21 protein-coding genes are annotated in these 21,980 nt (G+C 62.8%); 13 read left to right on the top strand and 8 right to left on the bottom strand.

Going from position 1 to position 21,980, the window contains the following annotated elements; genetic code table 11:
- Positions 1 to 36 precede the first annotated feature (36 nt).
- Genes ACYU81_RS15255 through ACYU81_RS15245 form a run of 3 tightly spaced genes read left to right on the top strand, consistent with a single transcriptional unit; the run spans position 37 to position 3,559 of the window.
- On the top strand, positions 37 to 1,227 hold the full coding sequence (locus ACYU81_RS15255; RefSeq protein WP_460988466.1) for an amidohydrolase family protein: 1,191 nt from the start codon (positions 37 to 39) through the stop codon (positions 1,225 to 1,227).
- A gap of 12 nt (positions 1,228 to 1,239) precedes the next feature.
- On the top strand, positions 1,240 to 2,721 hold the full coding sequence (locus ACYU81_RS15250; RefSeq protein WP_460988465.1) for a class I adenylate-forming enzyme family protein: 1,482 nt from the start codon (positions 1,240 to 1,242) through the stop codon (positions 2,719 to 2,721).
- Between the two features lie 31 nt (positions 2,722 to 2,752).
- Entirely contained in the window at positions 2,753 to 3,559 is an 807-nt protein-coding gene (locus ACYU81_RS15245; RefSeq protein WP_449469747.1) for an SDR family NAD(P)-dependent oxidoreductase, read from the top strand.
- 4 nt (positions 3,560 to 3,563) lie between these two features.
- On the opposite strand, the gene ACYU81_RS15240 is transcribed toward ACYU81_RS15245, so the two are convergent.
- Positions 3,564 to 4,469: an alpha/beta fold hydrolase gene (locus ACYU81_RS15240; RefSeq protein WP_460988464.1), complete on the bottom strand. Its 906-nt coding sequence runs from the start codon at positions 4,467 to 4,469 to the stop codon at positions 3,564 to 3,566.
- A gap of 189 nt (positions 4,470 to 4,658) precedes the next feature.
- Here ACYU81_RS15240 and ACYU81_RS15235 point away from each other — a divergent pair, with 189 nt between their 5' ends.
- The gene (locus tag ACYU81_RS15235) at positions 4,659 to 5,498 is read left to right on the top strand and encodes a helix-turn-helix domain-containing protein (RefSeq protein ID WP_460988463.1); all 840 of its coding nucleotides are present in this window, start codon (positions 4,659 to 4,661) and stop codon (positions 5,496 to 5,498) included.
- Positions 5,499 to 5,675: 177 nt separating this feature from the next.
- Here the strand turns inward: ACYU81_RS15235 and ACYU81_RS15230 are convergent, their stop codons facing one another.
- From ACYU81_RS15230 to ACYU81_RS15210, 5 genes are all read right to left on the bottom strand, one after another.
- Positions 5,676 to 6,470 carry a hypothetical protein gene (locus tag ACYU81_RS15230; protein WP_460988462.1) on the bottom strand — a complete coding sequence of 265 codons (795 nt, stop codon included), beginning with the start codon at positions 6,468 to 6,470 and terminating at the stop codon, positions 5,676 to 5,678.
- Positions 6,471 to 6,592: 122 nt separating this feature from the next.
- Positions 6,593 to 7,498, bottom strand: a complete 906-nt coding sequence (locus tag ACYU81_RS15225) for an NAD-dependent epimerase/dehydratase family protein (protein ID WP_460988461.1) — start codon at positions 7,496 to 7,498, stop codon at positions 6,593 to 6,595.
- Between the two features lie 84 nt (positions 7,499 to 7,582).
- Positions 7,583 to 8,326, bottom strand: a complete 744-nt coding sequence (locus tag ACYU81_RS15220) for a glucose 1-dehydrogenase (protein ID WP_460988460.1) — start codon at positions 8,324 to 8,326, stop codon at positions 7,583 to 7,585.
- A complete protein-coding gene (locus ACYU81_RS15215) occupies positions 8,326 to 9,372 on the bottom strand; it encodes a hypothetical protein (protein ID WP_460988459.1) in 1,047 nt (348 codons plus the stop codon). The genes ACYU81_RS15220 and ACYU81_RS15215 overlap by 1 nt, the downstream gene beginning before the upstream one ends.
- Positions 9,373 to 9,507: 135 nt before the next feature.
- Positions 9,508 to 11,103 (bottom strand): class I adenylate-forming enzyme family protein, encoded by a 1,596-nt coding sequence (locus ACYU81_RS15210; RefSeq protein ID WP_460988457.1) that lies wholly within the window; start codon positions 11,101 to 11,103, stop codon positions 9,508 to 9,510.
- 136 nt (positions 11,104 to 11,239) lie between these two features.
- Between ACYU81_RS15210 and ACYU81_RS15205 the strand changes: the two genes are divergently transcribed.
- Genes ACYU81_RS15205 through ACYU81_RS15170 form a run of 8 tightly spaced genes read left to right on the top strand, consistent with a single transcriptional unit; the run spans position 11,240 to position 18,653 of the window.
- Positions 11,240 to 12,418, top strand: coding sequence for an acyl-CoA dehydrogenase family protein (locus ACYU81_RS15205; RefSeq protein ID WP_460988456.1), 1,179 nt, complete (start codon positions 11,240 to 11,242; stop codon positions 12,416 to 12,418).
- A complete protein-coding gene (locus tag ACYU81_RS15200; RefSeq protein ID WP_460988455.1) occupies positions 12,415 to 13,473 on the top strand; it encodes a phosphotransferase in 1,059 nt (352 codons plus the stop codon). Before ACYU81_RS15205 ends, ACYU81_RS15200 begins: the two co-directional genes overlap by 4 nt.
- A gap of 18 nt (positions 13,474 to 13,491) precedes the next feature.
- Positions 13,492 to 14,466 carry an NAD(P)H-dependent flavin oxidoreductase gene (locus ACYU81_RS15195; RefSeq protein WP_460988454.1) on the top strand — a complete coding sequence of 325 codons (975 nt, stop codon included), beginning with the start codon at positions 13,492 to 13,494 and terminating at the stop codon, positions 14,464 to 14,466.
- A 2-nt stretch (positions 14,467 to 14,468) separates the two neighbouring features.
- Positions 14,469 to 15,353: a crotonase/enoyl-CoA hydratase family protein gene (locus tag ACYU81_RS15190; RefSeq protein WP_460988453.1), complete on the top strand. Its 885-nt coding sequence runs from the start codon at positions 14,469 to 14,471 to the stop codon at positions 15,351 to 15,353.
- A 19-nt stretch (positions 15,354 to 15,372) separates the two neighbouring features.
- Positions 15,373 to 15,792 carry a nuclear transport factor 2 family protein gene (locus ACYU81_RS15185; protein ID WP_460988452.1) on the top strand — a complete coding sequence of 140 codons (420 nt, stop codon included), beginning with the start codon at positions 15,373 to 15,375 and terminating at the stop codon, positions 15,790 to 15,792.
- Between the two features lie 17 nt (positions 15,793 to 15,809).
- Entirely contained in the window at positions 15,810 to 16,571 is a 762-nt protein-coding gene (locus ACYU81_RS15180) for a 3-hydroxyacyl-CoA dehydrogenase (protein ID WP_460988450.1), read from the top strand.
- A gap of 40 nt (positions 16,572 to 16,611) precedes the next feature.
- On the top strand, positions 16,612 to 17,847 hold the full coding sequence (locus ACYU81_RS15175) for a serine hydrolase domain-containing protein (RefSeq protein ID WP_460988449.1): 1,236 nt from the start codon (positions 16,612 to 16,614) through the stop codon (positions 17,845 to 17,847).
- 11 nt (positions 17,848 to 17,858) lie between these two features.
- Positions 17,859 to 18,653, top strand: coding sequence for an SDR family NAD(P)-dependent oxidoreductase (locus ACYU81_RS15170; RefSeq protein WP_460988448.1), 795 nt, complete (start codon positions 17,859 to 17,861; stop codon positions 18,651 to 18,653).
- An 80-nt stretch (positions 18,654 to 18,733) separates the two neighbouring features.
- On the opposite strand, the gene ACYU81_RS15165 is transcribed toward ACYU81_RS15170, so the two are convergent.
- A complete protein-coding gene (locus ACYU81_RS15165) occupies positions 18,734 to 19,015 on the bottom strand; it encodes a hypothetical protein (RefSeq protein WP_460988447.1) in 282 nt (93 codons plus the stop codon).
- 214 nt (positions 19,016 to 19,229) lie between these two features.
- On the opposite strand from ACYU81_RS15165, the gene ACYU81_RS15160 reads away from it, so the two are divergent.
- Positions 19,230 to 20,552 (top strand): MFS transporter, encoded by a 1,323-nt coding sequence (locus tag ACYU81_RS15160; RefSeq protein WP_460988446.1) that lies wholly within the window; start codon positions 19,230 to 19,232, stop codon positions 20,550 to 20,552.
- Positions 20,553 to 20,581: 29 nt separating this feature from the next.
- On the opposite strand, the gene ACYU81_RS15155 is transcribed toward ACYU81_RS15160, so the two are convergent.
- Positions 20,582 to 21,967, bottom strand: a complete 1,386-nt coding sequence (locus tag ACYU81_RS15155; protein ID WP_460988445.1) for an FAD-binding oxidoreductase — start codon at positions 21,965 to 21,967, stop codon at positions 20,582 to 20,584.
- Positions 21,968 to 21,980: the final 13 nt, after the last annotated feature.

The raw sequence follows: 21,980 nt of genomic DNA, 5'->3' as shown, positions 1-21,980 counted from the left end.
GTACCAACTTATCATAGCTGACCGAAAGACATTGCGATGACGACGCCCAGCCTTCCGTTCCCCGTTTATGACGCGGACAATCATTTCTACGAGCCGGAGGATGCGCTGTTCCGGCATTTGCCCAAGAAGTGGCACAAGGATTTCCGTTTCGTGGAAGTGGATGGCCGCAAGCGGCTGGCGATCAAGGGGCAGATTTCCGACTATATCCCCAATCCGACCTTCGAGCGGGTGGCGGCGCCCGGGACGCACGTCAAATATTATAAGGCCGACAATCCCGAAGGGCTGACGATGCGGCAGATGACGGGGAAGCCGATCGCTCCGCCGGAATCCTGGCGGACGGGCAAGGAGCGGCTGGCGGTGCTGGACGGGCATAATGTGCATGCGGCGCTCATGTTTCCGACGCTCTTTTCGGTGATCGAAAAGTGGATGAGCTATGACCATGAGTTTCTGCATGATGCACTCCACGCGCTCAACCAGTGGACGAGCGAGGAGTGGGGCTTTGCGCGGGAGAACCGGCTGTTCGGCGTGCCGGTGGTGTCGCTTGCCGACATGGATCGGGCGCTGGCCGAGACGGACTGGCTGATCAAGCAGGGCGCGCGGACGATCTGCATCCGCCCTTCTCCGGTGCCTGGTTATCGCGGTGGGCGGTCGATGGGGCTGAAGGATTTCGATCCCTTCTGGGCGCGGATCGAGGAGGCGAATATCTTCGTGTCGATCCATGCTTCCAATTCCGACTATGACCATCTGATCGAGATGTGGACGGGTGGGACCGAGTGGCTGCCGTTTGAATCTGATCCGTTCGTCAACTGCCTGCGGATCATCGAGCGGGCGATTTCCGACACGATCGCGGCGATTATCTGCGGCGGCGTGTTCGATCGCTTCCCTGGTGTTCGGGTCGTGAGCGTCGAGAATGGCGCGAAGTGGGTCATTCCGCTGATCGAGCAGTTGAAGCATGTTTATGGGCAGATGCCGCAGAAATTCATGAATGATCCCGTTGACCAATTTCATCGGAATATCTTCGTGACGCCCTTTGTCGAGGATGATTTCGGGCAACTGCGAGAACATATGCAGGTGAACCGGATATTGTTCGGGAGCGACTATCCGCATCCGGAAGGGACTGAACACCCACTCGATTTCCTTCATGAATTGACGAGCTATTCGATGGCGGAGAAGGAAATGGTGATGTCGTCGAACCTCAAGGGCCTGTTGGAAGGCGTGCGCAATTAAGGACGACCGCCAATGAGCCAGGATGTTATCGAGCAGCTTCGCGCCAATTTGCGCGACCATCAAGATGATCGCGGCATCGAGTTTGAGGACCGGTGGGTGAGTTGGGGCGAGGTGGCGCGCTATGGCGATGCCGTCGTTGCGCTGCTCGACGCCGCCGGGTGCCCGCCATCGGCGAAGGTCGGCATCATCATCCGCAACCGGCTGGCCCATGCGGCGGCGGTGGTGGGGCTGTTGGCGCACAGGCGGTCGGTGAGTTTCGTCTATCCCTTCCTGCCCGCGACCGCGATTTCGGACAATATCGAGAATTTGGGAGCCGCCGCGATATTGGCGGATGAGCAGGACTGGCCGAACTTTTGGGAGGCTGCGGGACAGGCTGGTTGCGTGGGGATCGCCTTTGGCGGGATCGATGACGCGCCCATGCTGGTCGATGGACTGGAGAAGTGCAGGCGATCCTCGTTCGACGATGCCTTGCCCGATGGGGGGATCGAGGTGCTGTCGAGCGGGACTACGGGGACGCCCAAGCGCATTCCTATGCCGCTGAAGCTGCTGGAGCGGGCGGTGATGAGCGCGCCTGGTGCGGAGTCAGGGAGCGCGCCGCCGGTGCAGATCAACATCTGGCCGCTGGGCGGTGTGGGGGGCGTGTGCCTGCTGACGGGCGCTGCGGTCAATAATACGCCGCTGGTGCTGATGGAGCGGTTCACGGTCGATGGGCTGGTGGATGCACTGCGCCGTCACCGGCCTGATACGCTGGGCCTTAATCCCACGGCGATCGCGATGATCATGGACGCTAATGTGTCGGTCGAGGACATGGCGAGCGTGAAGAGCGTGTCGGGGGGATCGGCCTATCTCGATCCCGATCTTCAGGAGCGCTTCGAGCAGCGCTATAATCTGCCGATCCTGTGGGGCATGGGCGCGACGGAATTTTGCGGCACCATCGTTCGCTGGACGCCGCAGATGCGGGCGGAGCGCGGGGACAGCAAGCGGGGCAGCACGGGCCTTCCTATGCCGGGCGTTGAGATACGCGCCATCGATCCGGAAAGCGGCGCGGAAGTGGCGCGCGGGGCGGAAGGATTGCTGGAAGTGCATTGCCCGTCTGTGCGGCCTGACTGGGTGCGGACCACTGATCTGGTGATGATTGATGAGGACGGATATGTCTTTCATCGCGGGCGGCATGACGGCGCGATCGTGCGCGGGGGCTTCAAGATATTGCCGGAGCGAGTGGTCGATGTGTTGCGCCAGCATCCGGCTGTGGTCGATGCCTCCGTGGTGGGTATCCCCGACGCGAGGCTAGGCGCGGTGCCGGTGGCTGCGGTCGAACTGAGCCGGAGCGCCGGGGCGGTGGATGAACAGGCGCTGCTGGCGCATGTGCGGGCGGAATTGCCGCCGACGCATGTGCCGGTGGAGATCCGGATCGTGGACGCGCTGCCGCGCACACCGTCGCTGAAGGTCAGCCTGACCGAAATCAAGAAGATGTTCCTGGCCGACGCTGCATGAGCGGGCGCGCACAACAGAGAGGATGGGGAGGATGAGCGTGTCATTGCTGGGCCTTGAGGGAAAGAAGGCGCTGATCGTCGGTGGCGGCCGTGGCATGGGCGAGGCGAGCGCGCTGCTGCTGGCGGAGGCGGGGTGCGATGTCGCGGTGCTGGACAGCGTCATGGAGCGGGCCGAGCAGGTCGCGAGCGAGGTGCGGGCGATCGGGCGCGCGGGCATAGCGATCGAGGCTGATATTTTGGATGAGGCATCGGTCAAGAAAGCCGTGGCGGATGCGGAAGGGGCGCTGGGCGGGCTGGACATATTGGTGACGATCGTGGGGCAGGCGCTGTTCAAGCCGCTGCTCGACGTGACGCTGGAGGAATGGGATCATGATCAATCCCGGAACCTGCGCTATTTCTTCGTGACGGCGCGCGCGGTCGCCCAGTCCATGATTGCGCGTGGAGTAGGCGGATCGCTGATCTGCATCGGGTCGGTCGATGGCGCGGTTGGGTCGCCGATGCATGCTCCTTATGGCGCGGCGAAGGCGGGGCTCATGCATCTAGTGAAGTCGATGGCGACCGAATGGGGACGACACGGCATTCGCGCCAATGCCGTGGCTCCGGGGAGCATCACTACGCCACGATTGCCTGAAACGGCGGAATCGCGGGCGTTGATGGAGGCGAGCGTGCTGCCGATCGGACGGCCGGGGACGACGCGGGACGTGGCTGGGGCTGTGCTGTTCCTGGCGTCCGGACTATCGGAATATGTGACGGGTCACAGCCTTTTTGTGGATGGGGGGTGGATGGCCGCCAACCATTTCGATCCAAGGGTGATGGCGACCAAGAAGAGCAACGAATAGCGGTTCAGTCGGTCAGGAAGGGCATGATCGCTGACAGGCATGTGTCGAAGGCGTCATGCTGGGGCCAGTGGCCGCTGCCGGGCAGGCGCACTTCCCGTACGTCAGGGAGATGGGCGAGTAGGTCGGCGGGCAGGCCGGAGGGCCAGCTGCGTTCGCCGTAAAGGAGGAGGGTCGGGCAGGCGATGTTGCGCCACAGCGCCCGGACATCCTCCATGGAGATGTCGGGGAATGCCCATACGGCGAGATAGGGATCATGCTTCCACTGCCATCCAGCCTTGCCAGCCCGACGCAGACCATGGCGCGTCATGTGTCGTGCCTGCGCAGGCGTAAGGAAGGCATGGCGTTCGCACATCCGCTTAATCGCTTCATCGACGGATGCGAAGATGCGCGGGGCGGCGAGGGAAGCGGCGCGGCGCTCTTCAAGCCAGTTGCGGGTCGTTTGTTCGATGCTTTGGCTGAAGCGATAGGCTTCGATATCGGGAGGCGCGCCAACGGCTTCGATCGCGACGATGCGTCTTATCGTTTCGGGATAGGTTGCGGCAAAGCGCAAGGCGATGTGCGCGCCGAGGGAGTGGCCGATCAGGATGGCCTGACGCTGCGGACCCAGCGCCAATTGTGCGGCAAGCGCGGCGAGATCGGACAGATAGGCGGCGAAGTCGTAGCGCCCGTCCTGCGACCAGCTGCTGTCGCCATGGCCGCGAAGGTCGGGGGCGATCACATGGTAATCGGGAAGCAGTGCGTTCGCCAGCGCGTCCCAGCTGCGGCCATGGTCCCGGCTGCCATGAAGGAGGATGGCGAGCGGCGCGCCTTCATGCGTCCATTCGGTATAGCTGAGCGGCATGCGGCCATTGCGAAAGCGGCGCTTTACAGGCTTCGTGCTGATGTGGGGGCGACTTTGTCTGTCGTGCATGGTTGCAGTGTAGAGAGGAGCGAAGCTGTGCTGCGACCGGCAATGGCGGCTTTCCATATTCGCGTAATGGATCGCGGCGGAGCGGATTTCCCACGCTTGAATCCATGGTGCGCCAGGAATATGGTGGGGAATAGCAAAATCCGGGTGTTCGGCAGCGCCGACGCTGGCAAGAAGTGCGTAGGAGGCGGGATGAGCGCTAACTCACAGGCGGAAGGCAGGTCTGGCGGCAGGGGCAGCGTGAAGTCGTGCCTGCGGACGCTGGAGGTGCTGGAATATTTCATGAAGACGGGCGAGCCTGCACGCACGATCGAGATCAGCGAAGCATTGGGCATCCCCAATTCAAGCGCTGACGAAATCTTGCGCACGCTCGCGAGCACTGGCTATCTTACCTATAATCAGGCGACCAAGCTCTATGCGCCGTCCTACAAGCTGGTCGCGAATGCTTCGGCGATCGAACAGAGCTTTTTTGGAAGCGGCCGGATCAATGAAGTGATGGAGGATATGCGGCGGGAGACCGGCGGATCGGTCTTCGTCACGCAGCAGAATGACTGCTGGTCGGAAAGTGTCGCTGAAATGTCCGGCGGCTGGGCGGCGAAGCCGGATGCGGAGCCCTATTATTCGACCGAGATGATCTGTTTCCAGCACAATAGCTGGCGGCCGGGCACCAATTTTGCGGCGGCGATGCTGGCGCAGCAATCCAATGTCGATATCATCCAGCTGGCGACCCGGACGCAGCGGCTGGGCCTGGGTCCGAAGGGGCCGACGCTGATGAAACATCTGGTGGATCGGATTTCAACGACGCGGGCGCGCGGGTTTGCAATGTGCCGCCGGAGCGCGACCATTCCGGTGGACTCGATCGCCATGCCGTTGCGGGTGCCGCACGGCGTCGCTTCCTACGCCATTGGCGTGGTGGGCGATCCGCTGTTCGTGAACGACAATGATGTGCGGCAGATGCTGTCGGGCATGCAGTCGGTCATCTACCGCTATAATGATCGCATTCGCCGGAACGGGGCGGCGAGCATCCAATAAGGGGACGGCCTTTCCTGTGCCGCCCCTTAGGGCCGATCGACATTCAGTTCTGGCGGCCTGCAAATGGCGGCTCTCCGCGCTTCCGGTGCTCACGTACTGTGAGTACGCTGCGCTCCGGGTCGCGGAAAACCACCATTTTCGGCTCGCCATCTCCTGAATGTCGATCGGCCCTAGTTTTCAAAGCTGGTCGGTGTAGCTGTCGGTGCCCGGGATCGTGGGTATGAAGGGCGAGGCTATCGCGATGCGGCCGATGCCGCTTTCCTCGATGGCTTGGGCGAGCGGTGCATAGGCGGTGTCCCAGACGGCTTTGGGGTCCTCGATCGAGAAGCTGAGGAAGACGGCGCGGTCGTTCTCCTCAACCGGTACATCCTTGGGGCTGGTGGGATCGAGCGGCAGGGGCGAGCCGGTCAGCGCCACATCGCCCGGCAGGTCGCGGGCGCGGAGCAGGGCGGAGAGGTCCGCGCTGGTCTTGCCCGGATTGAGATCGACGATGAAGGCGATGAGCCCGCCATAGGGGCGATCGAGCGCCAGTTCGATCGGCATGCTGCTGCCCGGCGCATTATATTCCGCGTCGAAATTGTAGAAGCTGGTGTGGATATGGTCGCGTTCCTTGAACATGCGGCCGGTGGCGTGGAGGTCGTTGACCTGACGAACGGCCCATGCGTCCCAATCCTTATGATGCCCGTCCAAAATCCAATAGAGCGCGAGATAGGAGCCCTTTGACAGGTCCATGGTGCCTGAACCGAAGCGCTTCGCCTTTTCCGCGCGGGTAGCGACATAGCGCGCGCCCGAGACGGTGTAGGCGCCGATCATGCAGCCGCTGTAGAAATGATCGCGCTCATACCAGCGATTATAGGCTACCTCATGGCCGGGGCGCGGCTCGACCATGGTGAAGAGCAGGGAGCCGAGGCGTATGGGACGGTCGGCGCGGGCTATGTCAGCCCGTTCGTACAAGGTTTCGCAGCTTTGCATGGGCCTCTTCTCCTATGATGGCGCTGCTGGCGGGAAGGGCCGCGCGCCGGAATGTGGCTTTACTGAAGCGCGCAACGAGGCGCGGTTAAAGCGGCGCTGCGCCTCTTCCGGGTTGGCGGAAGCTATCGACCGGCAAGCGCTCGATAGGCGGGATGGCCTATGTCGCTCAGCACATCGAGGTGGCGGGGTGTCCAGCCGAGGTCCCGGCGGGTGCGGGGGCTGCGGGAGCGGCTGCATGTCGCCATGCCGATCAGCGTTCCGAATTTTCCCCAGCGGCGGACGCCTTCGGAAAAATCGATGCTGCGCGCCTGAATGCCGAGGTCGCGGGCGACTGCCTGTGCCAGAGTGCGGTTGTTCAGTTCGCCTGCGACGGCGTGATAAAGGGTGCCGGGTGAACCCCGGTCCAGCGCGAGGCGATACACTTCCGCCAGATCATCGACATGGACGTTGGAATAGAGGTTGAGGCCCTGCCCAAGATAACCGACTTCGCCTGTGCGTCCGGCGTCGCTGTAGAACATGCGCAGATGGCCGCAGCCGCCATGCCCCCAGATCATCGGGGGCCTGATCACCATGGCGCGCACTCCGCCCGATGATCCGGCGCGGCGGACGATATTTTCCGTGTCGAACCGGAGGCCAATATATTTGGAGGGTTCGAACGGGTCATCCTCGGCGAAACTGTCCTCGCTCCATAGCCCGTCCGTGCGTTGCGAAAGAAGGCCGGTGCCGCTGGTGAAGATGAACTGATGACCGCGTCCGTCAGCTGCATTGAGCAAGCGCCTGACGGTGTCATGTTCCTGCTGAAGGAGCAGTTGGGCGGCGTAGATGGTGGCGTCGTGCTGGCGCAGCATGTCGATGACGGCGTCCAGATGCGACAAATCACCCCGTAGAGGGGTTATGCCATGATCGATAAGCGCGCGATCGCCTTCGCTTGTGCGGCTGAGGCCGCTCAGCTGATGGCCGGACGCCGTAAGGTGCCGGGCGATGTGCGATCCGAGATAGCCGGTCGCGCCGAGGACGAGAATGCGCATCGGGTTCCTTCCGTGAGCAAGGAAGCAACAGCGATCCACCCGGCGTCAAGAGTCCAGCCATGGGTTCCGGAGAGGCGGAGGCGGTTAAAGCGAGCTGACGAGGTGCCCGCCGTCTACGACCAGTTCCGCGCCCGTGATGTAGGAGCCAAGATCGGACGCTAGCAGGAGCAGGGCGCCGTCCAGATTTACCGGGCTTCCTATCCGGCGCTGCGGTATCCGGTTGATCATCGCCTTGCCCGCGTCCGTTCCCCAGAAATGCTCATTCAAGGGCGTTACGATGTAGCCGGGGCACAGGGCGTTCACGCGGATATCGTAGCGCGCCCATTCCAGCGCCATGACCTTGGTCATCTGCACCAAGGCGGCCTTTGAAATGGCATAGGGGCCAAGCTGTGCGCCCTGCCGAAGGCCAAGGATGGACGCGATGTTGATGATGCTGCCCGGCCGACCTGCCGCAATCATGGCGTGCGCCGCCCCGCGCGCGACCAGATAAGCACCGCGCGCATTGGTATCCATGACGCGATCCCATTGCGACGCATCCTGATCAAGCATTGGACCAGCGCTTACGACGCCAGCATTGTTGATCAAGATGTCGACGGCGCCGACCTCTTCCCACAAGCGATCGACGGAGGCGGTGTCCTGTACGTCGAGCGAGATGGCGCGCGCGTGGGGGAGCGATGCGGCAAGGCTTTCCAACTGGTCGCCACGCCGGGCGGCGAGGATCAGCTGAACACCCTCGGCAGCGAGCGTGCGCGCGAAGTGCGCGCCGAGCCCGCTGCTTGCCCCGGTGATGAGCGCGGTCCTGCCCGCCAGGCTGAAGGAGAGAGGCATCAGGCCGCCAGTGCTTCTTCCGGTTCCGGCGGGAAGATGGACGGCTTGCCGGGATCATAGGTCTGGACCAGCAAGCGGATGAACTGTTGATCGGTGAGCGGATCGCTGGGCACTTCGAAAGTGGCGCCGCGTGCGCGAAGATCGGTGATCAGCATGTCGAATACTTGATCATGGCTGATGTCGTCGGTGTGGTCGAGCGACTGTTTGAGTTCGCGATAGTCCATGAAGATGTCCGCGCCCCAGTGGATGAGGAAGCGGAACTCGTCTTCCGGTATCTTCTGGATGACTTTGCCGTCCGTGGTGATCTGCCAGCCATTGGGATCTTCGGGATCGGCGCTCATGAGCGAATTGATCGCGAGCCCTTCGGGTCGGCGCAGGGCGGCGGGGCCGCTGGCTTCTGCCGTGTGGTACATCATTTCATTTTCAACGACGACCGCGCGGCTCCACATCGGCGCCTTGATCTGGGCGGGCTGGCCCTGCGGGCCATCGGGCCAGTAGTTGAAGCCGCCGCCGACCTTGCCCTTATAATACCAGGTGATCACCTGCGCCTTTTTCGCGCGCCAATGTTCGAACAGGCCGGACTTCACCATGATGTTCATCAGCCATACCGGCGATGTCTGCATGGAGATGCCACGAAAGCGGGTGCCGTCGACATGGGGCGCCCCAGCGCCGGGACACGGCCCCTGAATGTTGAACAGCATATTTTCGGGCCGGGCGTATTCGGCCTTCCAATATCCCCGAACCAGATCGAGGAATTTCTTGTTGAAGAAGCAGTCTTCGATATCGGGATGCTGGACCGTCGATCCTTGCGCGAGATAGCCACGGAATACCGGCGAAAGGAACATGTCCCATGTGGGGGTAAAGCCAGCCGGAAGGCCGCCCGAGGTCGTCGCAACGACTTCTTCGGGTGACTTGAAATGTTGTGCCAGGATCAACGACCAGGGGCCGTTTTCCCGCACGACGTTCAGCATGCGGCGATGCTGGTCGTCGGTATAGGCGCTTTCGATGATCTGGGGCGGGGCCACTGGGCGGAACTGGGTGGTCATGTGAACTCTCCTGAGTACCTGCATCGCCGACCGCCCCTTAATTTGTAGACAGGGAAAGCTGAGGCGGCTCGCTAACCAAGTGAGTCCTAACTTATTCCGCCACGGCCTGCAAGATATGACAACATGCACTGTAATTCAGGCGAGTTCGCTCCCTGCCGTTTGGGGCAGCCATTCGCGAACCGCGGTTTTCAGCAGCTTGCCGTTGGCATTGCGGGGAAGCGGCCCCTCCACGATGTAGACATGGTCGGGAACCTTGTAGTCGGACAGATGCCGTGCGCAGAAGTCGCGCAGGCTCGCGCCGTCTGTCTGGTCGGGTGCGACAACGAACGCTTCGACCCGTTCGCCCAGGACAGGGCAGGGCCTGCCGATCACGACGGCCTCTGTGACGGCCTCATGCGACATGAGCATGTTTTCGACCTCGACCGAGTAAATCTTGAAGCCGCCGCGATTGATCATGTCCTTCATCCGGTCGAGCACGCGGATATAGCCGTTCGCGTCCATCGTGCCGATGTCACCCGATTTCCAATAGCCGGCGGTAAAGCCCCGTTCCGTTGCTTCGGGGTTGTTCCAGTAGCGCGGTATCGTCATCGCGCCCGCGATCCAGATTTCGCCCTGCTCCCCGCGCGGGCGTTCGCGGCCTTCCTCATCCATGATGATGATGTCGGCATAAGGCAGGGCCTTGCCGACCTTGTCCGGATGAGCGGGACAGTCGCCAAGCGGCATCATGACGGCCGGGGACGAGGTTTCGGTCGATCCGTAGATGTTCACCAGCGTCAGTTGCGGGAGCTGTACGGCAAGTGTTTCGATGCTGGATTCGGCCATGGGCGCTCCGCCAAACGCGCCAATGCGCCAGCTCGACAGGTCGAAGTCCGCGAAATCGGGCTCCATCAGGCATAGCTTGTACATGGCCGGGACCATGACGACGTAGCTCATACGTTCGGCCTGCGCGAGTTCCAGGAAGGGGCGGGCCTTGAACGCATGCTGCATCACCACCTTCCCCGCGACCCGGATGCTGAGCATCAGGATGAGGCCGATCCCGGTGACGTGCGAGGCAGGGACCGCGAGGACCATCGACTCGCCATCCTTCAATTGCAGGTGCTGCTGGCTGCCGATGCAGATGGTGACGATGCCGAGATGCGTGAGAACCGCGCCCTTGGGGCGGCCCGTGGTGCCAGAGGTGTAGAGGATGCAGAAGGGGTCATCTTCGCTAACAGCCGATCGGTGGGGGGCGTCGGTCAGCGCTTCGGGTGCGGTTTTGGACCAATGGGCAGCTTCGTCGGAATAGCGGAGCCAGTGGCGCAGTTGGGGGTGGTCGGAGCGGCCGGGCAACTGGTCTTCCAGCGCGTCGTCATAGATGATGGCTGCGGCGCCGCTGTCGTCCAGCACATAAGCGGTTTCCGGCGCGCGCTGGCGGATATTCATGGGCACGGCGATCAGGCCGAGTCTTGCCGCCGCCAGTAGCAGCGTGGAATAATCGGCGCGGTTGGACAGCAGGATGGCGAGCCTGTCGCCCGTCGCGAGGCCGAGAGATGTCAAACGCGCGGCGCAGGCGGCTACGCGGGCGGCGAGAAAGGCGTAGCTCCACCGCTCGTTGCCGTCGACCAGTGCGATCGCGTCGGGTGACCGGCTGACGGCGTCCAGGAACATGGCGTAAATGTCTGCGGGGCGATCCTGATGACAATTGACCAGCCTGCCGTGATGCACTTCCTTGCGGAGTTGCAGATGCTTCATCTCTTTATCGGTCCTCTCCGTGCGACCTGCCCTGCTATGACGGGCACGAAAGCTCTTATATGGCTTTCTAATTACACCTTGCATTGCGGTTCTTCCCTTGGCAAGCGCCAAGAAACGAGAGGCGCGGAGACAAGCCATGGCAGATCATGAGGGTGATGCGGCGATTGCTCGAAGGGTCGAGAATTTCGTCCGCGACGTGGTCGTTCCTTATGAAACGGATGGCCGTCGGGACGATCATGGTCCGCTGGATGCGCTGGTGCAGGAAATGCGCGGCAAGGCACGAGAAGCGGGTGTCCTGACGCCGCATATCCGCGCGGACGGAACGCATCTTAGCCACCGGGCGACGGCGCGGGTGCTGCGCGCTTCGGGATTGTCGCCGCTGGGGCCGCTCGCCTGCAACACCAATGCGCCAGACGAAGGCAATATGTTCCTGTTGGGCAAGGTCGCTACGGCAGAGCAGAAGAGCCGCTACCTCGATCCGATGGTTGCGGGGAATGGGCGCTCCTGTTTCCTGATGACCGAACTGGCGACGGAAGGCGGGACTGGGTCGGACCCGTCGATGATGCTGACCCGCGCGCGGCTGGAGGGCGGTGAATGGGTGATCAATGGACGCAAGGCTTTCGCTACAGGATTCGCGGGAGCCAGCTTCGCCATCCTGATGGCGAAGACGGAGCGGGATGACGGTACAGCGGCTGCGACGATGTTCCTCGTTCCGCTGCCGCACCCCGCGCTGGTGCAGGAACGGCTGATCGGCACGATCGATAGCTCGATGCCCGGCGGTCATGCGGTGGTGAAGGTCGAGAATTTGCGCCTGCCGCCCGAGGCCGTGCTGGGCGCGCCGCATGAGGGGTTTGCCTACGCACAGGTTCGGCTGGCCCCGGCGCGGCTCACCCATTGCATGCGTTGGCTGGGCGCTGCGACACGCGCGAATGAGATTGCGACGGACTATGCGGTCAAGCGGCAGGCGTTCGGCAAGCCGCTGATCGACCATGAGGGCGTTGGCTTCATGCTGGCGGACAATCTGATTGACCTGAAGCAGTGCGAGTTGATGATCGATTGGTGTGCGGATGTGCTGGACGCCGGGGACAAGGCGATCACGGAAAGCTCCATGGCGAAGGTGGCTGTGTCGGAGACGCTGTTTCGGGTGGCTGACCGGTGCGTCCAGGTGATGGGCGGGACTGGGGTCAGCCATGACACGATCGTGGAGCAGGTATTCCGCGAAATCCGCGCCTTCCGCATTTATGACGGGCCGACGCAGGTGCATAAATGGTCGCTTGCCAAGAAGATCAAGCGCGAGGCGCTGGCGAAGTCATGAATGCCGAGGAGCTGAACGCCGGGCTGTCCGAAGTGCGCGAGGCGCATCGGTTCGATGAGGGCGCGTTGCGGGCGTGGCTGAAGGAGCATGTGCCCGAGGCGGAAGGGCCGCTGACCGTGCGGCAGTTCAAGGGCGGGCAGTCCAATCCGACCTTCCGGCTGGACGTGCCGGGCCGTTCTTTCGTCATGCGCCGCAAGCCGCCCGGCGTTACGGTGCCCGGCGCCCATGCCGTGGATCGCGAGGCGCGGGTGATCGCGGCGCTGGGCAAGGAAGGTTTTCCGGTGCCCCGCATCTACGGGCTTTGCACGGACGATGCGGTAATCGGCAGCTGGTTCTATGTCATGGAGTGCGTCGAAGGGCGTGTGTTCTGGAACTCGCGGTTCGAGGCGGTCGCGGCGGAAGAGCGGGTCGCCTATTTCGACGCGATGAACGCGACTTTGGCGCAGCTTCACAATTTCGATCCCGTGGCTCTGGGCCTTGATGATTTCGGGAAGAAGGGCAATTATTTCGAGCGGCAGATCGCACGATGGTCGCGCCAATATCTGAATGACGAGGCGGCTGGCCGCGACGTCAATATGGACCGGTTGATCGAATGGCTGCCAGCGAATATTCCCGCTGGGGATGAAAGCCGGATCGTCCATGGCGATTATCGGGCCGATAATATGGTGTTCCATCCGACCGAGCCACGCGTTGCGGCGGTGCTGGATTGGGAGCTTTCGACGCTTGGCCATCCGTTGGCGGATTTCGTCAATCACCTGATGATGTACCGGCTGCCACCCGCCATCTTGTCTGGCCTGCGGGGCGCCGATTTCGCCGCGCTGAAACTGATGCCCGAGGAGGAGTATATCGCCGCCTATTGCCGCAGGACCGGGCGGGACAGGATCGGTCATATGGGCTTTTACCGCGCTTTCGCTCTTTTCCGGCTTGCGGCCATCTATCATGGCATTAAGGCAAGGGCACTACGCGGAACGGCCGCATCAGCGCATGCAGAAGAACTGGCGGCGCAATATCCCCTGCTCGCCCAATTGGGATGGAGCGAGGCGGAAGCGGCCTGATCAAAGGGGAATGGTGGAATGAAGACCCGGATTACCGAGCTTACCGGCACGCGCTATCCCATTATCCAGGGTGGCATGCAGTGGGTGGGCCGCGCGGAGCTGGCTTCGGCGGTGTCCAATGCTGGCGGTCTGGGCATCCTGACGGCGCTGACCCAGCCGACGCCCGAGGCGCTGGCGGCCGAGATCGAGCGGTGCCGCACGATGACGGACAAGCCGTTCGGCGTGAACCTGACCATATTGCCGACCGCGCAGCCGGTTCCCTACGAAGCCTATGCCGAAGTCATTGCTGGATCGGGCGTTGGCGTGGTCGAGACAGCCGGGCGCAGTCCCGCCGAGTTCATCGCTCGTTTCAAGCAGGCGGGCGTCAAGATCGTGCACAAATGCACCGCCGTCCGCCATGCGCTGTCGGCCCAGCGTGCAGGCGTCGATGCCGTGTCGATCGACGGGTTCGAAGCGGCGGGGCATCCGGGCGAGGATGATATTCCGGGCATGGTGCTGATCCCCGCTGCGGCGCGGGCGCTGGACATCCCGATCCTGGCGGCGGGCGGCATGGCGACCGGGCGCAGCATGGCGGCGGCTCTGGCCCTGGGCGCGGAGGGTGTGACCATGGGCACCCGTTTCATGCTGACGAAGGAAGCGCCGATCCATGAGGCGATCAAGCAGGCGGTGGTGCAGGGGACGGAGCGCGACACGACGCTGATCTTCCGCCAGCTGCGCAACACGGCCCGCGTGTTCCGCAATGCCGTCGCGGAGGAGGTGAACGTCAAGGAACGGGAGCCCGGCGCGACCTTCGAGGATATTCGGCCGCTGGTCGCCGGTGCGCGTGGGCGCGCGGCGCTGGAGAGCGGGGAAGTGGATGGCGGGCTGGTCTGGGCAGGGCTTGGCATCGGTTTGATGGACGATATTCCGACATGCGCCGAACTGATCGAGCGCATCGTGGGCGAATGCCGCGAGGCGCTGGCCCGCGCCGTGGCGCTGACCGGGGAGGCATGAACATGAGCTACAATACAATTCGCTATGAGGTCGAGGATGACGGCGTCCTGCTGCTGACGCTGAACCGGCCGGACAAGCTGAATGCCTTCACGGTCGAGATGTGCGAAGAGCTGGTCGACGCCTATGGCCGGGCGAGCCAGGATGATGCGGTGCGCGTGATCGTGGTGACGGGCGAGGGGCGCGCTTTCTGTGCGGGCATGGACCTGTCCGTCGGCGGCAATGTCTTTGGCCTGGACGAGAGCATGACGCCGACTATGGAAGATCTGCGCGAACGCGGCGACGATCCGGCGATCCTGAAGGGCGTGCGGGACACGGGCGGTCGCGTGGCGATGGCGATGTATGATTGCCTGAAGCCGATCGTTGGCGCGGTGAATGGCGCGGCGGTGGGTATCGGCTCGACCATGCTGCTGCCGATGGATTTCCGCTTCGCATCGGACAAGGCGCGCTTCGGCTTTGTCTTTGGACGGCTGGGCATCACGATGGAGGCGTGCTCGTCCTTCTTCCTGCCGCGCATTGTCGGTTTGGAGCAGGCGATGGAGTGGGCGTACAAGGCCGATATCTTCGATGCCGCCGAGGCGCACGACAAGGGACTGGTGCGCGGCGTGTTCCCGGCCGAGACGCTGGTTGAGGAGGCGAAGGCCTTTGCCCGATCACTGGTCAAGGACCGTTCGCCCGTTTCGATCGCACTGATCCGCCAGATGCTGAACCGCAACAGCGCGCAGCCCGATCCGTGGCAGGCGCATCTGACGGAATCGCTGGCGGTATTCTACACCAGTCAGGCGGACGGCCGCGAAGGGGTTCGCGCCTTCAATGAAAAACGGCCAGCGGACTTCACGGGGAAGGCGTCGCAGATGCCGTCCTTCTTCCCTTGGTATGGCGAAAAATAATTCAACGGAGAGGATTGAGATGATCACGCTGGAAGACAAGATCGCGATTCAGGAACTGGTCGCGCGTTTCACCCGCTGTTCCGACTTTGGCGATTGGGAAGGCGTTGCCTCCCTCTTCACGCCCGAGGTTGTGACGGAGATGGAGGGCCTGCCCATCCGCTATGAAGGCGTCGAGGCTCAGGTTGAACATGCCAAGGAGTCGGCCAACCAGACCGAAGGCAAGAACCGCCACTATAACTTCAACATGATCGTGTTCGAGAAGGACGACGCAGTATATGCGGAATATGCCTTCATGAACGCCAACGCAGGGCATGCGCCGATGAGCGCCAAGATCGTCGTAACTGGCCGTCAGCGGGATACGGTGGTGAAGACAAGCGACGGGTGGAAGATCGCGCGCCGCTTCGTTCAGTTCGACCAGTCGTTCAGCCTTGATTTCTAAGCCACGGAGGAACGGTCGTGGACATTAAGAATTTGTGCGCTGTCGTCACCGGCGGCGCTTCGGGACTGGGCAGTGCGACTGCGGAAAGGCTGTCCGAGCTTGGCGCTCGCGTGGCGATCTTCGACTTGAACGAGGAAGCTGGCGCGTCGCTCGCCGAACGGTTGGGCGGCAGCTTCCATAAGGTCGATGTGACCAGCGCCGAGTCCGTCGATGCGGGCCTGGCAGCGGCCGAAGCGAAGCTGGGGACGCCGCGTGTGCTGGTGAACTGCGCCGGCGTGGCGCCGGGCTTTCGTGTCGTGGGTAAGGATGGTTCGCCCCATCCGCTGGACGCGTTCCGCAAGGCTGTCGAGATCAACCTGATCGGCAGCTTCAACGTCATTTCGCGCTTTGCCGCCCGGCTTGTTGCCGCAGGGTTGGACGGCGAAGAAGCGGGTGTGATCGTCAACACGGCGTCCGTCGCTGCCTTTGATGGGCAGATCGGCCAGGCTGCTTACGCAGCGTCCAAAGGCGGTGTCGTGGGCATGACGTTGCCGATCGCGCGCGATCTGGCGCAACATCGCATTCGGGTGATGACGATCGCGCCGGGCATTTTCCTGACGCCGATGCTGCAAGGCCTGCCGCAGGCGACGCAGGATTCGCTGGGCAAGCAGGTGCCGCACCCGTCGCGGCTGGGTAAACCAGCAGAATTTGCGAAGCTGGTTCAGAATATCATTGAAAATCCGATGCTGAACGGAGAGGTGATCCGTCTGGACGGCGCGATCCGCATGGGACCGCGCTGACCGTTCGCCATCAATTGGGTGCGTAAGAAGGATTGCTGCCATGATCGAGACTAGCCCGGACGTCATCAGCCTGCCGGAAACCGAGGCTAAGCTGCGCGAATTTGTCGAGCAGGGCGTCATATCGGGCGGCATCCTTGCGTGGGGAACCGCGGATGGTCCGGTTCGCTACCATGGAGAAGGCGTGCTGGGCTATGCGCGCCAGGATGGCGTGGACGAGCGGTCCATCTTCCGCGTTTTTTCCCAGTCGAAGCCGATCACCGGCATCGGCGCGATGATGCTGATCGAGGATGGCGTTATCGGGCTGGACCAGCCGATCGGTGAGATATTGCCCGCTTTCGCCGAGATGCGCGTCATCGAGGGTGATGACCCGGAAGTGACGCGGCCTGCGGCTCGCCCGATCACTGTCCGCCACCTGCTGACCCATACGGCGGGCTTTGGCATGGACGGCATGACGCTCGGCGAGCTCTACACGAAGCATGGCGTGGCGCCGGGTTCGCGGGAGTGGGTGCCGGGTCCGGGCGATCTCCCGGTGCCGGCAACGCTTGCCGAATTGGGCGAGCGTATTGCCGCCCTGCCCTTGGCGACCGATCCCGGCACACGGTTCGATTACAGCGTCGCGCTGGACGTGCTTGGGCTGGTGATCGAAGTCGCGTCGGGCATGCCGTTCGAAACCTTCCTGAAGACGCGCCTGTTCGATCCGCTGGGCATGGTGGACACGGGTTTTTCCATCACGGCGGATCAGGCCGCCCGCTTTGCCGATCTTCCGCAGCAGCAGGAGGATGGCGCATGGGCATTGGCCGATGATGCGGCGGACAGCCTCTATGCGCGGCCTTATTATCCGTCCGGTGGCGGCGGCATGGTGTCGACGGCGCATGATTATTCGCGTTTTGCCGCCATGCTGCTCAACGAGGGGGAGCTGGACGGCGTACGCATTCTGAAGCCGGAGACGGTGCGGATCGCACGATCGAACCTGCTGCCCGACGCGGTGACGCATGTGGACGTGCCGATCGGTTATACGCTGTCGAACGTCGGCATGGGCGCAGGCATGTCCGTATCGCTGAAGGCGAGTGAGCAGACCAACAGCTTCTTTGACTGGCCGGGTTCGGTGCCAGCGGGTGTGTTCGGTTGGCCGGGTGCTGCGGGGACGGCATGCTGGATGGACCCGGAGCGCAAGTTCTTCCTCCTCTATCTCACCCAATATTGGCCGACCTGGTTGAACGGCAGCATGCGGCCAGAGATTGTCGCGGCGGCCTATCGCGATCTGGAGAAGCAATAAGGAACGCTGCCATGCCGATATTGGACAATGACGCCGACTTCACGCCCCGGCTGGGATCGCCCGGCACTGGCGTCGTGATCACGGGCGGAGCTTCCGGTATCGGACTGGCGGCGGCGCATGCGCTGGCTGCCGTCGGTCGGCCGGTCGCCCTGTGGGACATCAATGCGGAAGGTGCGGCCGGATCGGCGAGCATCATCGAGAGCTGCTATGGCGTGCGCGCGGCGGGTTTCAGCGTCGATCTGCGCAACCCGCAGGCCGTAACCCCCGCCGCCATCGCGACACGGGCGGCGATCGGCGCGATCGGTGGCATCGTGCACTGCGCGGGCACGGCCGAAGCCACGGGCATCGACGGAGTGACTCCGGAAAACTGGGATGCGGGACTGGCGCTGCATGTCCGGTCGATCGTCCTGATGACCCAGGCTTTCCGCGAAGATCTGCGCGCTTCGCCGGGGAGCGCCATTGTCGCATTGTCATCCATCAACGCGACGCTGGGCAACGGGATGATCCCGATCTACAGCGCGGCGAAGGGTGCGGTGATATCGCTGGTCCATTCGATGGCGGATGAACTGGCTGCTGATGGGGTCCGCATCAACGCGGTGAGCCCCGGCATGATCGATACGCCGATCATTGCGGAGACCAAGGCGCATTTGCCGGGGCATTTCGAGCGGCGGATCATGCTGGGCCGCTATGGCGCGCCGGAAGAACTGGGACGCGTCATCCGTTTCCTGATGTCGGATGAAGCGAGTTACATGACGGGCGCGGAGATCGTCGTGGACGGCGGCAACATCAACTCGCAACGGCAATAGGATTGCCATCGCACCGCGCTAGGGAAGAGGGCGCTGCGGTCAGGTCAGCCAGCCGACCCCATGCAGCGCCCCGGCACGCCTTAGAGGCGGTTCACTTCCTTGGCGGTCAGGCTGGTGACCAGACCCTTTTCCGCCGTGCTGAGCGTGGTCACGGGAATAACCACGAAACGGCCGCTGTAGATGATCTGGACGCCGGTCGTTTCGCCAGCGTTGTTCTTCAGGATGCGGTCGATAAAGCCGACCTTGCGGCCGTCGACCGTCTTCACAAGTGCATTGGTCTTGATCGCGGGCGCGTCAGCGGCGATCGCCGCAGCGGAAAGCGAGAGCGACAGAGCCGCCGCGAAGGCAAAAGAAAGCTTCATGATAATCCCCTTGTGGATAGACAAGGGGCCGATAGCACGCTGTAAAACGAATAATAAGACACCCTGTGTTGCAAAAAATGCAATTTGCGTTTCGGGTTCGGAATTTGGCGGATATGGGATGGGATCGGCGGCTGACAGCGCCTGATGAATGGAATGGGGAGGTTTCAGCCGGGATGATTGGTGTGCTCTTCCACCTTCACGAATGGCGGTTCGCATGACCGGGCAGACGCGTGAGTCGGGGCCGCGCCTCGCGGCATTTTCCGTGACGAGCATCGCGACCGGCGGGTTCAATATTCCGCTCCAGACCTATTTGCCTGCCTTTTACGCGACGGTGATCGGCATGGACCTGGCGACCGTCGGGCTGGTCTTCATGATCAGTCGCCTGTGGAGCGCGGCGGCCGATCCGGTGATCGGATGGGCTTCGGACCACACACGCACACGCATTGGAAGGCGGAAACCCTGGATTTTGGGCGGCGGTGTGCTGTTCCTTCTGTCCCTGCTCGCGGTCTTTTCCCCGCCTGCCGGAGCCACGCCGCTCTATCTTGGCGGGTGGCTGTTGCTGCTGTGCCTGGGGTGGACTGCGACCTCCACGCCGCTTTACGCCTGGGGCGGGGAGATGGCCTCATCGCCGGTCGAGCGAGCGCGTATCCAAGCCTATATCCAGACAGGGTCGTCCATCGGCATTTTTCTGGTGCTGGTATTGCCTGCCGTGCTGGACGCGCTGGGCCGGGGCAATCCTGAGGTTCGGGTTGGATCGATGGGGGCACTGGTCGCCGCTGTCCTCGCTGGTGGCATGGTGCTGATCGCCTTTCTCTTTCGCGAGCCGCCGCTGCCGGAACGCGCGCCCACAGGCGCGAACTGGCGGCAGGGGATGAAGGCGGTGCTGACCGATGCAGCGCTCTGGCGGATCGTGGCGTCGGATTTCTTCGTCGCGCTGGGGCAGGGCTTTCGCACTGCCGTGTTCCTGTTCTTCGTGACGCGTTACATGGGCATCGCTTCACCTGCCATGCTGCTGATGCTGCAATATGCATTCGGCATGGTCGCAGCGCCGCTATGGGCGCGGATCAGTTACCGGTTCGGGAGGCTGAGAACGCTGATCATGGCCGAGGGCGTGCAGGTTGCGATCAACCTGATGGTACTGTTCCTGACGCCGGATCGCATGTGGCTGTTCATCCTGCTGATCGTGGGACAGGGGCTGACGCAGGGATCGGGCAACCTGATGTTGCGGTCGATGATCTATGATGTGGCAGACCGTCATCGCGAGGGTAGCGGCGTGGAGCGGGCCGGGCTGTTTTCATCCGTGTTCAATGTGACGACCAACGCGGCCTATGCGGTGGCCGTGGGCATCGCCTTGTCCGTCGTGGGCTTGCTCGGATTTGATCCAAGGTCTTCAGGATCGGAAGGGGTCGCGGGCGTGCATCTGTTTTTCGCGATCGGTCCCGCCGTTGGACATTTGCTGTCGATCCTTGTGATCAGCTGGAACCGTGGGAGCAGAGGTGGAAGGCTGGACGCTGAAAGCCGCCTGCCTTCCGCGTGATCCTCAGATTCCGATGAACGAGGGCTGCGTCAAAGGTCGATAACCTTTTCAGGGTTCATGATGCCAGCCGGGTCAAGAGCCCGTTTGATCTGGCGCATGACCTCGACAGCGGCGCCATGCTCCGTAACGAGATGGGCTTTCTTGCCAATGCCGATGCCATGCTCGCCAGTGCAGCTGCCCTCCATGGCGAGAGCGATGCCTACGATCCGTTCGGATAATGCCTTCGCCTTTTGCGTTTCCTCGGCCGAGTTCGGATCGAAGATGAGGATGACATGGAAGTTTCCGTCGCCGACATGACCCACGATCGGTGCGGTAAGGCCACTTGCCTCAATGGCGCTGCGCGTTTCCTCTATACAGTCGCAAAGCCGCGAAATCGGGACGCAGACATCAGTTGCGATCGCCTTGCACCCTGGCCGCAGCGCGAGATTGGCATAATGGACCTTGTGGCGTGCTTCCCAGAGGGCGGTTCGGTCCTCCGTCTTCGTCGCCCAGGTGAACTGTCCGCCGCCATTGTCGGTGGCGATCTGTCCGAAGTTTTCCGCCTGTTCCGCAACGCCCGCAGGCGTGCCGTGAAATTCGAGGAACAGCGTCGGGCATTCGCGATAGTTGGTCCGACTGTAGGCATTTATCGCGCGGATCTGTAGCGGATCGAGCAATTCGATACGGGCGACGGGAAGGCCGATCTGGATCGTCTGGATGACTGCGTTCACCGCGCCGCGCACTGTTTCAAATTCGCAAACGGCGGCGGATACGGCTTCTGGCTGGCCATAGAGGCGCAAGGTGACTTCGGTGATGATGCCGAGCGTGCCTTCGGACCCGACGAACAGCCCGGTGAGGTCGTACCCGGCCGCGGATTTACGCGCCCGCCCGCCGGTGTGGATGATCCGGCCATCGGCAAGCACCACCTTCAGTCCCAGCACATTCTGCCGCATCGTGCCGTAGCGAACCGCGTTGGTGCCGGAGGCGCGTGTCGAAGCCATGCCGCCGATGGACGCGTCCGCGCCCGGATCGACGGGGAAGAACAGGCCCGTGTCGCGCAACTCGCTGTTTAGCTGTTTTCGGGTGACGCCCGCTTGCACGGTGCAGTCCAGGTCTTCTGTACTGACGCGCAACACCTGATTCATGCGGGAGAGGTCGATGCAAAGACCGCCTCTTGCCGCCAGAAAATTGCCTTCCAGCGATGTGCCGGTGCCGTAAGGCGTGACGGCGATGCCCCGTTCCTTGCAGAAGATGACCGCTGCGGCGACTTCCTCCGTGCTGAGGGGGAAGACAACCGCGTCCGGGGGCATGGCCGGGTAGAAGGTCTCCGCCCGGCCATGATGATCGCGGATGGCAGCGCTATCGCTGAACCGATCGCCGAACATGGCGCGCAGGGCGGACCAGTCAGCTTGCGGGACATGTACCGCTGTTGCCATTTGCATCTCTCCC

The sequence above is a fragment of the Sphingobium sp. TomTYG75 genome, from assembly GCF_054771635.1.
The sequence above is the reverse complement of the archived record's forward strand: the minus strand, read 5'-3'. Positions and strand labels throughout refer to the sequence as shown.